Source organism: Pseudomonas sp. 382 (assembly GCF_002759075.1).
Taxonomy (GTDB): Bacteria; Pseudomonadota; Gammaproteobacteria; order Pseudomonadales; family Pseudomonadaceae; genus Aquipseudomonas; species Aquipseudomonas vlassakiae.
The window spans coordinates 64,128-78,371 of record NZ_PEMX01000026.1 but is presented as its reverse complement, the minus strand read 5'-3'; the positions used below and the strand labels follow the sequence as shown (position 1 = coordinate 78,371).

The 14,244-nt window shown below is 58.8% G+C and carries 10 protein-coding genes and 1 pseudogene; 1 reads left to right on the top strand and 10 read right to left on the bottom strand.

Annotated features, from left to right (window positions below; translation table 11 throughout):
* Positions 1-301: 301 nt before the first annotated feature.
* The 4 genes and pseudogenes from CQW31_RS23195 to CQW31_RS31185 form a co-directional block, all read right to left on the bottom strand.
* Positions 302-709 carry a hypothetical protein gene (locus tag CQW31_RS23195; RefSeq protein WP_099815507.1) on the bottom strand — a complete coding sequence of 136 codons (408 nt, stop codon included), beginning with the start codon at positions 707-709 and terminating at the stop codon, positions 302-304.
* Between the two features lie 438 nt (positions 710-1,147).
* Positions 1,148-2,265, bottom strand: a pseudogene (locus CQW31_RS23190) (tyrosine-type recombinase/integrase).
* 342 nt (positions 2,266-2,607) lie between these two features.
* Positions 2,608-2,841 (bottom strand): hypothetical protein, encoded by a 234-nt coding sequence (locus CQW31_RS23185; protein ID WP_236192329.1) that lies wholly within the window; start codon positions 2,839-2,841, stop codon positions 2,608-2,610.
* Between the two features lie 102 nt (positions 2,842-2,943).
* Entirely contained in the window at positions 2,944-3,087 is a 144-nt protein-coding gene (locus CQW31_RS31185; RefSeq protein WP_158238184.1) for a hypothetical protein, read from the bottom strand.
* A gap of 51 nt (positions 3,088-3,138) precedes the next feature.
* Between CQW31_RS31185 and CQW31_RS30995 the strand changes: the two genes are divergently transcribed.
* Positions 3,139-4,326 carry a hypothetical protein gene (locus CQW31_RS30995; RefSeq protein WP_143524251.1) on the top strand — a complete coding sequence of 396 codons (1,188 nt, stop codon included), beginning with the start codon at positions 3,139-3,141 and terminating at the stop codon, positions 4,324-4,326.
* Between the two features lie 61 nt (positions 4,327-4,387).
* Here the strand turns inward: CQW31_RS30995 and CQW31_RS23180 are convergent, their stop codons facing one another.
* From CQW31_RS23180 to CQW31_RS23155, 6 genes are all read right to left on the bottom strand, one after another.
* On the bottom strand, positions 4,388-6,838 hold the full coding sequence (locus CQW31_RS23180) for a hypothetical protein (protein ID WP_099815505.1): 2,451 nt from the start codon (positions 6,836-6,838) through the stop codon (positions 4,388-4,390).
* Between the two features lie 68 nt (positions 6,839-6,906).
* Positions 6,907-9,474 (bottom strand): hypothetical protein, encoded by a 2,568-nt coding sequence (locus CQW31_RS23175; RefSeq protein ID WP_178075584.1) that lies wholly within the window; start codon positions 9,472-9,474, stop codon positions 6,907-6,909.
* Positions 9,474-11,228, bottom strand: coding sequence for a hypothetical protein (locus CQW31_RS31765; protein ID WP_256587431.1), 1,755 nt, complete (start codon positions 11,226-11,228; stop codon positions 9,474-9,476). Before CQW31_RS31765 ends, CQW31_RS23175 begins: the two co-directional genes overlap by 1 nt.
* Complete coding sequence (locus CQW31_RS23165) at positions 11,225-13,228, bottom strand: hypothetical protein (RefSeq protein WP_256587430.1); 2,004 nt, start codon at positions 13,226-13,228, stop codon at positions 11,225-11,227. Before CQW31_RS23165 ends, CQW31_RS31765 begins: the two co-directional genes overlap by 4 nt.
* A gap of 110 nt (positions 13,229-13,338) precedes the next feature.
* Entirely contained in the window at positions 13,339-13,800 is a 462-nt protein-coding gene (locus CQW31_RS23160; RefSeq protein WP_099815502.1) for a hypothetical protein, read from the bottom strand.
* Positions 13,800-14,243 (bottom strand): hypothetical protein, encoded by a 444-nt coding sequence (locus tag CQW31_RS23155; RefSeq protein WP_256587429.1) that lies wholly within the window; start codon positions 14,241-14,243, stop codon positions 13,800-13,802. The genes CQW31_RS23160 and CQW31_RS23155 overlap by 1 nt, the downstream gene beginning before the upstream one ends.
* Between the last annotated feature and the right edge of the window lies 1 nt (position 14,244).

Genomic DNA, 14,244 nt, shown 5'->3' with positions numbered 1-14,244 from the left:
GGCCCATATAGTGCTGCAAACGTCTTTTTCGCTGGGTGAGCTATTCGCACTCTCGCGTGCTGATCCCACAGACAGTCAGCTCGACTATGGGTTTTTGATGTGTTTACTGCGTTTTCACACAGCCTGGGTCGATAGCAGCCATCCGTGAACAGCGTTCGCTCCAGATCAGCCATTCGTGAAGGCAGTTAACCGCCCAAAATGAAGACACTCACTGGTGGCTTATCCGCCGCTGTAGGCCCTAGATTCGCCTGTCACTTATCTGATCCATTTGCATGCAGCGAATGACCGCACTGCAAACGCCTCAGCGGGAGAACTCTGCCAATAACGCCTTGACTTCCCCAGGCCCCATCGCACTCAAAGCCAGCGCGGCAACCTCGCGCATCGGCTGCCAATGGCCCCGTTGAAAGATCGATCGATCATGGCAAGGCAGGTCGGTGTCTGCCATCGATGAATAGAGCGCCCATACGCTGTTCAATGGCACCGCAATCGAATCAGGCAAGACATTGCCAATGTCCTGGAGCGCGTCCTGCACATGACGCATCTTTGTATTCCACACCTCACAAGCCAGGCAGCCTGGAAGCGCATGCTCCTGCTGGGCCGCGGTCATGGCAACGAACTCAAGTGCCGGAACCAGACGCGCTATCGCGTCAATTGACTCAAGTTCATCTGCGCCATACCAATGGCCAATCAGCTCGGCAAAATCAGACATCTCTGTGACCTTTCAGGTTGAGGTGCGTGGACCAATCACCTGCCGACCTCTCAGGTAATGCTGCCCAGAACTCCAGTGCATCCCGCAGCGCGAGTAATTGCCATTACACCTGATGGTGCCAGATGCTACCGGTCTATGAGTCGATGCCACCGACACTGGACGAACGATGATCGAATCACAAGGATGTGCAGCATTTTCCGGCCTGCAATGCCAGCCTGTCGACCCCTCTGACGCAGAGATGATCTGCGCGCATCGCCAGGACATGTTTCTTGAGGCGGGTGAGTCATCAATTCGCTTGTTGGTGACAGCTTGTGGCAAATGTCAGCTCAGCGTCTGCTTTGGGTAGAAAGCAGCCGTTCGCGACTGACGGCAATCGACCCAATGCCGATGCCTACCATGAGTAAGCGCTGATAGGGGATAGCATCGTTACCCACCCGCCTACTCAGCCCGGGCGCCGAGTTTAACCGGTGCCTGAATGATCTGATCCAGCCACTTCCAACCTTTATACCCATCGCCTCGCCCACGCAAATGGGTATACCGCCGCAGCGAGTTCCAATCACGGTGACCGGATACGCTTGTTACCCTCGGTATGTCCCAGTCCATTTCAAACAACCGACTCACCCCTTCGAGACGCAAGTCGTGGAAGTGCAGGTCCTCTATCCCTTTCATCTTGCATGCCTTCGACCAGGCTGTTCCGATTGAATCCGTGTTGTAAGGGAATATCTCGCGACACGCTCTGGGCATGCTCTGCACGATGATCCACGCCTCATCCGGCAAGTAACACCAGACATCGTTGCCGATCTTCTGACCAGGGTTTTTCATGTCCCGCACCTTCACTGCCTGTCGGTGCTCATCGAGATCTTCCCACCGTAAGCGTGTGATCTCGTCCATTCGGCGGGTCGAAAAGATCGCGAACGCTACTACCTTGGGCATGTGGATGACGCTCGGACGCCGCTGCAACATCTCGAAGAAGTGCTCCATCACCTTATCGATCTCATCGAGCGAAGGACGCCGATCCCGCTCTCGGCTCTTCAGGTTGTAGCCGAACTTCTTCAGCACGAGGCGCGCATCTGGCATTGCTTGCGCGTCAATCTCATACCCCCACGCCGCCCTGGCCAGGGACAGCACCGACCCCAGGCCAAATCATTGCCGGCCGTCTGCGGTTTAATGCCTCCACCTTCAGCACTCATGCGCCAAAGCGCATAGTCCACCAGCACCTGCTGGGTGAGGTCAGAATCCACCTTCTCACCCAGGTAGCTGTTCTTGATGGCATTCAACGTGCGCCGCTTCGTCTCGCCCAGCGGCCGGGCTTTCTCGGCCTCGACCAGGTAGCGGTCGATCATCTGCTTGACCGTGTGCCCTACCCCGCTCGCCCGCTCGATTGCACCAGGTTCCGCCAACTCGGTTTCCCGTCGCTTCGCCCAGGCCACCGCCGCCTGTTTGCGGGCGAACGTCTGGCTCTCTTGGTAGACTGTCACCTTATCGCGGTTGATGCGGATCTGAGCTGTGTAGCTGATGGAGCCGTCGGCCTTCTTGCGGGGCCTGATCGTTGCCATGAGAATTGGTACACGTCCTGATTCGATTGGTACATTGTACAAAGCGCTTGGTAAAAACGCCCCAAAACCCCCGAAAATCGGTACGAAACACGTTGAACGAAATCACTGCAAAATCAGGCGCTAAGCCAGACACCACGCGCCCTGAGCCGTCCAGACGCTTCAGCGTTGCCCCCATGATGGATCGTGTCGATTAATCGAATCGGCCCAGTATTTACGGGGCTTGTAGGCATGCTGTGTTTTTGCTGTAGCAAAAATTAAGCAAGGGGGACGGGATAGCCACATAAGTGGCTATTTTTTCGACAGGAAAAAGGCAGCACTCCGGTATGGCACTGCCGGTGTTTCTCATGGCTGGGCGCCGAGCTCGGCCAGCCGTGCCTCTGCTGAACTCGCGATCATGATGTAAAGCCTCTCGATCGCAGCGGCTGGAATCGCTTTCAACACCTCCAGCGCCTCTACCAGGCTATCGGCCCGCGCCTGAGCAATCAGGCAATTGACCGCGGTGTCACTCACCTCGATATCCGCCACCCGCTTGCGCAGCAGGCCGTGGATTTCTGACGGCATGATGATCCCCGGCAAGAACTCTCCAGGTTTGGCTCTTCCGTTAGTACTGTCCACAGGTATCGCTCCCTGCGTTGAATGGCCGGTATAGGTCGGGTCGAACGTGAACAGGCCGATATGCTAGGCCTTTTCGTGCTCCATCAGCCCCCAGGCTCGGGCGGGGTCGGACAGATCCAGCATATCAGACAGCTGCAGGTCGTCGACCTGATTCGGGCCGTGGCATTCGAAAGCCATGCCAGCGAACGGCTGGTCGAGTACAATCACCGGTTAGATAGGCCTTCCCGCCAGATAAGATCAGAAGGACATGAGAATTAAATGACACGAAACATATTTCAAACTCTGGTGTTAATAATTTTTCCTGGCTATTTTCTTTATCACGGACTCAGATCGTTTATCGATATACCCTATATTGGATGGTATACGGTATCTCTAATACTAGCAGTTGTTTTTGTTCAGGCATCCAATGCCTACAGGGCAGTAACCAAACCAGTACACACAGATCTATCATCATTTATAATTTCTTCAATGTTCTGGCTTCTGGTGCTCTTGATGTCAGGAACCGTTGCCGTAAACCACGCTCTTATTAGCAATAGCTACATTACAAGCTCAGGACTGGTATGGAGCGTATCTATTATCATATGGATGATAGGATTCTACGGGCTCGGTCAACGATTTGAAGTTAGAGGCTCAAGATATGGCGGAATTCTATTTTTCGCACTAACAATAGCCTATGCCACTTTGGCCTATCTACTTTACTCCCCGGATAGCGGAACGACTGAATTCACTTCAAGCGACGAAGACTTGTCAAATCTTGCAAATTACCAAGGCGCAGCAAGATCTGTACTATATACAGGACTAATATTCATTCCATTTATTTATTCAAAAATACTGAAGTCTATTTATTTTCTTTCGTACTGCGCAATTCTTTACTTCATAGGCTCAAGATCAGATCTGTATCTGATAATAGCAGTCTTGCCATTTTTCGTAATAATTACCTACGGAATTTATTCTGTATTTGCGATTTCTTTTGCGGTGCTGCTGTGCGTCTCTTTTGCACTAATTGGGGGCTTTGAGCTAGGATCTAGATATAGTGCAGATATATCCTCTGATCCATCTCTATTAGAAAGACACTCTCTAATGGTTGCTGGATGGGAAGGTATATCCAACAATCCAATTGTAGGTGACTACCTTGGCCAGGTTCGTGACTTTGGTGACGTTGGCTACTACATTCATAATGCTCTATCTATGTGGCAAGCATTCGGAATTATCCCTTTCATAATTTACTGCTCCCTAATAACCATATCGGCAATTGTATCAATTCTTATAATAGCAAAAAACAGGAAAAGCGGTTTTGCCGAATCACTATTCTACATATCAATAACGAGCGTTATAGCGGTATCTGCAACAAAGTCGATAACTTGGGCGCTTCCTGCTTTGGCGTGGGGAATGCTACACAGATACTATCATCAAGCACGCTTAGCAAAATCTGTATCTCATCAATAAAATTACGATATAAAACAAGCCCGCCGTACGCGGGCTTGTTTTTATAACTTTGCTACTACGATCATGCCTCAGTAACTTCAACTGTCGCAGACCAGTTGTACGCTACGGAGCCGCCGGAGTTGACGAGCAGAATCATGTCAGCCCCAGATGGCTGCAGGACCAAACCACCGCCGAATCCAGCACTTGCTGCGTTGGCGATGGTAGTCACAGCCCCTTGCAGAGTTGCCACGCCTGCATTCAGATAGGCGCAGGCAAAAAGCTCTACGCTTCTGCGTTCGGTACCCGCGGCATTGCCTCCTGTTACTTTGGCCTTGATCATTACGGTCTTGCCAGCAGTCAGGGATCGCTGCCAAAGAACTACATTGGATGCCGAGGTGCTTGTAGCCTTGGTTCGCATAGGGCTTGAGCTCGTCACGTTCGCCAATCCGGTGAAATCACCATTTGTGCCCGACAGGTTACTCTCTTGCGGCCATTCTACGATTTTCCCTATGGCCCGAACGGCAGTGTCACGAGCGCCAGCGATATTGACGCTCCCGCGAACTCTGATAGTGCCACCGAGAGTTGAGTTGAAAATACCCCAGTCCATCCTGGTGGTGGCATCGCTGATCGCGGGATCTTGGATGATCATGTGACCGCTTGCGGTCTGATGAAGGATGGCTGCCTTGCCCGCCCCATTGTTCTGGTTGCACTCGCGAAGAGTGGGTCTAATGCGAACTCCGCTCGCGTTGGTGGCCGTCATTACGATGCCTTCATCGCCAACCGTTTGAGCAATCACATCAATATCAAGATCCTTGGCGCCATCGCCTTGGATGAGCACGGCGTTCGAAGTGACGTTCGTGGCAACAAGGTCACACTTGAGGTCGCGGATTGTTCCGTTGATCGCCAGCCCTACCGCACATCCGTCAACCGTTCCGCTGAGTAGCGGGCCGTTCACGCTACCAGAGCCGACACAGTTCATTTCGAACAGGTTGCTGCCGATACCGTTTGCAGTTATGCCCAGAGCGCTGAGCGATCTGATTGCAGCGTTGGAATCACCGCTTTGGAACTTCACGCCAGCGAGTCCGGTATTTGTGATGACAGCTCCATCAACGTTGAGTGCGCCGCCCTGCATGTAGAAGGCGTGCTGACCGGGAATGTCGTGGATGATCGCATTTTGGATGCTGTGAGCACGGCTGATTACCGAAGCGGCCGAGTACAGCTCGCTGAGTACTCCTTGAGCAACGCCGCTGATGTTTGCGCCTGGTACACGGAGGTTGTCGCAGATGCCGTAATCCGGTTGCGAATCTCGGATGTATAGGCCTGCCTGGAAATTCCCGAGCAATGGGATTGAATGTCCGTAGAGATGAGTGCCTTCGATTGTAGGGTGATCGATTAGGATGTTCTCTCCCCCGAAGATCGCGATGCCGGCAGATGCGCAGTTGCGGACGTGAGGCCGTATGGCACCACTGTTAGTGCACCCCCAAAGCTGAATGGCTCGGTCGTCGTGGCCTCCCATCCCGGTCCAGGTGTTGGACCAGGCCCCTTCACCAAGGATCATTGCGCCGTTCATCATCAACCACACATTGTCCTTAAGGATCGCCTTGAACGTGGTGGTGTTGGGCAGGATCTGCTGAATGCGAACCGATGGATCAGTGGCGATGCTGTTGTGCGCATTCATCAAGATCTCGCCAACTACTCGATATGGCGATGCCATTGGCGGGAAGTACACGCATGCCCAGGCGTTGAGAGCAGCTTGAATGGCTGGGCGCCAGTCCCATGTAGTTGGGCTACCACCTGGGGTGTAGCCGCCACAAAGGTGGGCATACTCCCACACGTTGCAGGGCATGCCAGAGATCACGTCCGAGATGGTTACGATGGCTTTGTCCAGGGTACGGCGCTTGTAGCCAACGCCCATGCCGCCAAGACTTGCATCACTCGGCGAAGACAGATCCTGTACGACGTGCGGCACGCCATCAGGGAATTGGTAGAACACATTGGCCGAGTTGTTGATAGGACCTTGAATTCCCCCGACAACATCTCCTACATACTGCTGCATCCAAAGCTTGTTGACTGCGTCCTGGTTATCGGTAGGGTCTGCCAGGTTCTTGATCTGGCGGCCCTCCGCATCGTAGTAGTTCTTTCCGATCGGACGCTTGAGCGCGCGCGAAATGCCAGCGAACCCTTGCTGTATGAGCATGGTCAGGCGATCGAAAACCGTTTCGTGCGTTTCAGCCAGGAACTTGCCTTGGTTGCGCAAGTCGGTTGGCTGAACCGGGTCCATGACGCGAGAAATGGTGAGCGATGCGCCGACAACACCAAGAAATCCGGCGGCATAGGCGGATGTCAGCGTGCCGCCATTCTGGGAACCTGCACCGGACAACGTGTATTGCGCCCCCGTCAGGGTTTCCGAAGTCCCGTCCTGTTTGACCAGGACAGCCTCAATGTCTGTGTCCTGCAGGAACCGATACGGGATCGGGAACGCCGGGCCGCCAGATACGTACTCAACAACGCTATCAGTGGTCGATACGGTCAATTTTCAATGCTCCAGAAATGCGAAAGCCCCGCATGTGCGGGGCTCTCTGTGAGGTTGCTTGAAGTCTGTCAGCGCGCTATCCCAAATGGGTCTTGGTAGCTCTGGGATGGTCGAACGAGGAATTCCTGGCCGTTCTGCTGCCTGATCCTTTCTTCAGTTCGACGCAGAGAGCCTGGGTTCATTGCCTCTTGCACCGAGTACAGGAACAGGTGGTCCAGCGCGATCCGGGTGTAGAACAGGTTCATGAACGGGGTGTTGTTCTGGGCCAGGCGTAGGGCTGATGCCGCAGTGTCGTCGCCTTCCTTTGCCCGAGCCCACAGGTTTATCAGGTCGGCGGCGGTGCCCAGCGTTGGGCCAGCTGCTGACTCGAGCGCCGTGTTGCCGAACCGGTTGGCCTCGCCAAATAGGTAATCCCCGAAGATGCCCAGGCCGCCGCCCTGCACCATGGCTGCCAGCCAGGTCTTGGGATCGTCGGCTGGGCGCGGCTCGCGACCCTTGGTTACATCCTTGGAAGCCATGGATAGGTAGCCGAAGGCGGTAGTCCACAACATGAGCTGCGCCAGGGCCAGGCGCTCGCCATTGCCATTGCGCAAGGCCTGGATCAGGTCACGTCCACCTCGGAAGCTGTTGCCAAGGCCTGTCGGCGTATAGCCCCTACCATAAAGCTCGCGGCCCAACGTCTTCTGCATGTAGGCAGCCGGAAAGCTTTTGAACTGGGTGACAAAGCGCAGCAGGTCTCCCGGCACCGTTCCTGGCTGGGTACCCTGGTTCATGATCGATCGAGTACGCGCATCCGGCTCCAGCACGGCATAGGTAACCCGGTCATTCACGTAGGCGCGCAGGCTGCGCTCCAGATCCTGTCGGGTTTCGCGGATTGCGCCAGCTGATACCGGGCGGTTGCGCTCTGCCAGGTACTGGCCGATGCGTTCATCGCTGATACCTGCGATTCCATCAGGCGTCATGTAGTCCCGACCATCAGCCATGCGGGTGTCCATCTCGCGCAATAGATCCCACTTGCCGGCGTCGAGGTCGTACAGACCCAGGGCGCGCTTGAAGTCGCCATTGAGCGAGCCCCAGGCCTTGCCTTTGTTCTGGGCCAGGTTGTGCGCCATCATCAGGCCGGCGCTGGCCTTGTTGGCATCGGTCCACCAAGACAGGCCATTGAGGCGGAAGAACTGGCTCATGCCGCGGGACATCTTGCCGCCCACCGAGTCATCGGCGGAGAAACGGCGCATGATCTCGCCACGCATCGAGTCGGCGTAGACGCCATAGGCCGACAGGATCTGCCTCTGCTCGGCGCTGCCCCGCCCCTTCAACAGGCCGGCGCCCATCTCTGCCAGGCTGCCCAGGAAGCTCTGTCCCTGGTACCGCATTTCACTGGCTGCTACCGGGAGGTCGGTGAAGCTGGACAGCAGTGCACCGCCGAGCTTGGACAACGACTGCCAGGCCCGGACATTGGCAGCCACGCGCGCCTGGGTTGCGTTACCTGGGATTCGGGTCTGGCCGCTGACTTCCTTGAAGCGGTTGTCGATCACGCCGCGGCGGGCGGTGTCGAAGTTGGCCAACGCTGCAGGGTCGCCTCCGGCCCGGACGTCTTCCTTGATCGCATCCAGGGCCATGTTAAGGTTTGCCTCTGGCTTGGTGCCAAGCCGGCGCATCAGGGCGGTGTTCTGCCCGGACAGGTCCAGGCCGCGCAGCACGGCCTCACGCAAGTTGCCGGTGCCGAACATCTGGTTGTACTCGTGCCAGGCCACTCCATCCTTGAAGTGCAGCACGCGCTCTTGGCTCAGCTTCTTGGCCAGGTTGGCCGGGCCACGGAAACCGTTGGGCTGCTGGCCGGTTGGCGACTTCAGGTGATCGCCTGAGACCAAGCCGTCGTACACACCCTTGAGGAAGGTCATGGGGTTGCCGCCTTCGCGGAACGTCGCCGGGTCGAGACGCGGCAGGATCTCTTCTGCCCAGCGGTCGAAGCCGGCAGCGCCAATCTTTTCGCTGTCGTGGCTCTGGCGAGCGATGTAACCAGGCAGCTTGCCGATGCTCGCGCCCGCGCGGTTGGCATCGATGCGGGCGCCCTCTTGGTACTTCTGGATGATTTGGGCGATCTCGACGACCTGCGGATTTAGGTCCTTGGTGTCTTCACCCTTACCAATGCGCCATAAGGCATCTGCAATGTCCTGATCCGAGTCGCCACGAGCAAGCACGGCAGTCAGGTCTGCCCGATCAAGGTCAGCCAACATGCCGCCTATGTAGGCGTCCCCCAGAGCCTTCTGCTCGGCAGCCACGGACAGCCTTGAACCCTGACGCGCAAGATTGGTGCCGACAAGGAACGATTCCACGCCAAGGTCAGGGCGGTCGGCGAACTGATCACGGACGAAGGCCACCAGCCGGGCGCGGGCCCGCACGTTGATCAGTGCGTTGCGCCGCTCGATGATGGCGGCATGCTCGGCCTGCCTGGCCAACTCGTCAGCAGCCCTGAGCGCAGCCTGCTCGCTGCCCAGCGCGCCTTCGCGAGCCATGATCTCCTGGGTTCTCCCGCGAAGCAGTTGGAAGATTTCTTGAATCTCATTCGACTCCATGTCGCCGGCGGCGGCGCGGACCGCGTCGGCGCACGGGCTGATTCCCGATGGAAGTGCCATCAACCTCTCCCCAGTTCACAGATGGCCGCGGCACGGTAGGCCTTGGCATATTGTTGGGCCTTGGCGGCCTCGGCTTCGGCAGCTGCCATTTCATCGCGACCAAGCGCCTCTACTTGGGCGCGCTGGTCATCGGGCAACTGCTCGAGCATCTCGCGGGCCAGGGCCTCGTCTTCTGCCAGGGCGGCGCGGGCTTCCTCCAAGTCGTCGGCGGCCTGCCCCTGCCCGTCCACGCGCCGGCTTTCTGCCTGCCCCTCGGGATCGATGCGGCGAGTCTGTGGCCGCTTGAGGTATTCCAGCGCGCTAGCGGCCTTGGCCGGCTCGTCCAGTTCGAACAGCTTGGCCACGTCAATGTCGCGGCCGCTCATTGCCTGCGCCACCGAGGTTCGCAGGGCGTTCTCGCGAATGGTCCAGTCGGCACCCTCGGCGGTTTCGCGGGCGGTGCGGATCGCTGAGCCCAGTGGGCGCTGCTGGTAGCCCTGCATGATTTGTCTGGCGCGCGCCTGGATTTGTGGCTGCAGGCGCTCAGGCACCTGGCCGCGCTCAATCAAGCCCAGGTCGCGGCGGTCCAGCTCGCCTGCCCGGTTGCGCTCCAGCATGGTGTCGATCTCGCTGGTACGGGCGCGGATCTGCTCGCGTTCCGCGGCAATAGCGTCTCTGGCGGCGCGCTCAGCCTGCTTACGGCTCAGGCGTTCGCCCTGGAAAGCTTTGGCGCGATCACGGTAGGTGGCATCGAGTGCCATGTCTTGCGCAACCAGCCCAACACGCTCGGCCTTGAGGTCAGCCACATTGCCGACGCGCTCGCCGGTCAGCGACGGCCTGATCTCGTCCAGGGCCTGTTGCTCTGCCGATCGATACAGCGAAGCCTGGTCGGCCTCCAATTGCCTGGACAGCCCGGCGCGCAGGGCAACATCCGGGTCTTCGTCGAACAGTCGGCCAAGGTCCAGGCTGCGGCCAGTATCTGCAGGGCGCGCTGCAGCGCCAGCATTGAGGGATGTCTCGACCGCTGGCGTCTCGGCGGCCAGCCGCCGACGCAACGCATCGCTCACGGCCCCGCCAACCGAGTGAAGGCCGCCGCCGAGCAGGCCACCAAGCGCGATATTTGCCAGTGAGTCGGACAGGCCGTATTCAGTCTGGTCCTGCTGGGCCGCCAGCAAGGGAAGCGGCTCCAGAATGGCAGCGCCAACCGACCCCTCCAGTGCACCCACGCCGCCACGCACTGCGGCGCGCTCTAGCGGCGAAGCTGCCCCTGCCAGGAGACGTGCATAGCGTGCTTCGCCAACCAAGGGAACAAAGGCCGACGCAATGTTGAGCGGATCGAGCAACGATGCCGCAAGACTGCCTGCAATCTTGGTTGGCAGCGATCCACCGCCAGCGCGGGCCATGATCTGCTGGCGCGCCAGCTGCTCCTGATGGCGCTGCATCAGGATGTCCAAGGCGCCTTGGCGAATCCCCTGCTCAGGGATCTTGATGTCCAGGCCAGCTCCAGCAACTTGATCACGCGCCTGCTCGGCGCCGATTAGTGGAGTTTCAGGCTCAAGGCGGCCAGCGTTGGGCGCAAGATATGACTCGGGGCCCATGACAACCGCCCGCCCCTGATCCTGCTGGTTCAGCTCTTCAAGGCGGAATGCCGATGTGCTTGGGTTGGTGGAGAACGCTTCATCGAACGCAGCGCCGAACACATCACCGCTGTCGGAGGGAATGTCCAGCAGCGTGCGCCGATCCAGCGCCGGGGCGTCGCCTGCATAGATAGTCAATTGCCGATCCCCAGGCCGCGAACTCGGCCAATGCGTGATGCGTTGCTTTCCTGGCGCTTCAGGCCCTCGGCCGTCAGTTCATCCCAGGTCCTGGTGATCGGGTTGCCGTCCTTGCCCAGCAGGCGGTAGCCGTTGAGGGTTAGGCTCAGGCCGCTCTCATCGTTGTTCGGCACCCACTGGCCGCCATCTATCACCGCCTCGCGCAACTGCTCCAAGTTCACATCGGCCGGAACGCCACGCAGTCCTGGCAGCAAGGCGAGATCATCGGCGCTGATGTTGGCCAAGGCCTGGTCGGCCCCGCGTTTCACGGCCGCAGTGTCGAGGCTCTTGGGCACGCGGTAAGTGTCGAAGAAGTCGTACTTGTCGTTGACCATGCCGTTCACGACGCGCTGGGCCGCTTTCTCTGGCGTCATGCCCTGACGGACGTAGGACAGCGCCGCCTTGTTGGCCGCCTCGTACATGGTGTTGAAGGTGTTGATGCCGCCGACCTGCCCCTGCAGAGATTGGGCAAACGGAGTCATAGCGCTCTGCACTGCGGTCGCGACATTCGTAGCAATACCCTTGTCCAAGCCCTTTTTAAGTTCCGCTTCGGTAACGTTGGCCACCGAGGCCATGCGCTCGGCCACGTCCTTCGGCAGCCCAGTAGCGATCACCTGCGCCTCGGGCGGAAGTTTCTTGCCCAGCTGCTGGGCGATGAGCGGGAAGTTGGCGCCCCACTGCGCCTGCTGTTGCTCGATCAGCGTGGCGGCATTCTCGCCGCCGGCCACTTGGCTGTTGAAGTTGGCGGCGATCTGGTCGGCGGCAGCATCCGGCAGAAGTTTTGGAGACTGGACACCCAGGCGACGCTGTTCGGCAATGGTGGCATCAGCGTAGGCCTGGTATGCCTCGGGCGTGCCGGCCTGCTGCGCTGCGGCGAACGACTCGCGAACGGTTGGGCTGTAGCGCGCAACATACGCGGCGGGATCATCCTGCTGCTGTTTCATCAATCCAGTAGCCACTGTGGCCAGGCGCCGGTACAGCTGGTCATCCTCAGCGAATCCTGATCCCGCCTTGCCGTCCTGGGCTGGCTGGAACTGTGCCAGGATCTTCTGGCGCTCCTCCGGTGTGGCGGTCGCGAACTCCCGGATTGCTGGTGCTACTGACTGCACCTTGGCGAACGACTCATAGGCTTGCCCGCCCTTGTCGCCATAGGCTGCATTGAAGTCCGCCCGCGAAGGCGGGTTGTCGAATTCGAAACCCTGCAGGTAAGCCGCCTGGGCATCCTGCACGCGGGATTGCAGCTCAACCCGGGCGATCGCCTGCAACTGGCGGGCTTCGACCTGTCGCTGCCGAGCCTCAGCCTCAAGGCGGCGGAAACCCTGATCGATCCCGTTGGTGGCGCGGATCTGGTCTTCTGCGGTCATGCCATCTTTGAACTGCTCGTAGAGCCCGCGGGCCTTCTTCGGGGAGTCCACCAGCGTGCGCTGGATAACCGCCTGTGACAGGCTGCTGTTCATGCGCTGGCGCTGGGCTTGCGTTTCCTCAGGAGACCAGCCATTGCGAGCCGCGCGCAGCTGCAGCACTGCATCCATCTTCGCTCGGTTCTGCGCTACGGCCTCTGGGTCGTTGTAGTTGAGGGCCGCACTGTCCATTGCCAGCTGGATCGACGACTTGTCGACATCATCCTTGTATTGCTGCTGTTCGCCAAATTCGTAGCTTCCCAGCTTGGCCTCAAGGCTGCTGCGGCGCTGCAGCGATGTCTGACGGAACATCTGGCGCTGTTGCTCATTGGCCAAGGTGTCGTAGATCGATTGCTGCTGCTTGTCGAAGTCGCCAAGCACCGACTGGCTGATGTTCAGCGCAGCGCTGCCCTTGCGCGTGAATGCCCCATTTTCCGGGTTGTAGAGCGCATTGTTCTGCCAGCTGCCCAACTGGTTGTCCGCGTTGAGCAGCGCTGTCTGGTTCGCCTCTTGGACTTCTCGCTGGTGCACGTCGGCCAGGTTGCCAGCAAGGCTGGACACACCTCTGGCCAGACCAGATAGGTCGGCTCCGTCTTGGGCAACCCGTGGAGCGCTCGCGACCTCAGGCGCTACCCGACGCATCTGTAGTTGTGGGATTCTCGCGGCCATGCTCAGCCCCTGCTGTAGATATTGTATGCCTGACCGCCGCCGGTAAGCAGCGAGCCAAATGCGTTGAGGCGGGCGGCGCGGTTGTTGGTCTTGGCCTGGCGAACACCTTCGTTGCCCTGGGTCACAAGACCCATGGCCTGGTTGAAGGCGTTGCGGCGCAGCTGGTCCGCATCCTGGCGGGCGATATCCAGGGTGCCTTGTTCGACCCGGCCCGCTGAGCCTTGGCCAACCGCCACACCATTGGCCGCGAACCCGGTGCGCTGGCTTGCGGCCGTCTGCCGGCCCTGCTCATTCGCCATGTCGGCAGCAAAATCGCCTTGGTTGATCACATCGCGTGCCTGGTTATCCAGATATCGCTGCTGACGGTTCGCTGCCTTGATGCCCTCTTTCCCCTGCTGAATCTGGGAATAGGCGTTGAGAATCCCGCCGCCGGCGGCCAGGCCTGCACCTGCTGCTGCGCCCATTACAGCCCCCTCAAAGTCATTGGATGGAACAGTTCACCGTTGATCCCGTAGGGCACGGCGTCATGCATGTGGAACCCGAGCCAGCGCAGCCAGCGCAAGGCCTTGGTATAGCGGGCATCGGTGTAGTTGATCAGCACCTGGTAACGCTGGCGCATGGCGGCGATTTCGCGGTCGCACTCGATCAGGAATGCGCGGTGGTGGCGGTCGATCTCCGTAGTGCTGATAAGCCATGGCACCCCGGTTTGCTCATCGAGCTGGATGTCTCCGAACATGGCGACAACCCGACCATTCACCACGTAGGCCAGGGGCCTCACGCTCCTTTCCACTGAATAGCGCAGCTCCTGCTCAACGGTCAGGCCACGGATGGCCTCGAACTCCAGCCGGTCAGCCATGCGCGCATTGGCCACTGTCAGGGCGATAAGCCGGTCGTCAGCCGGCAGCATC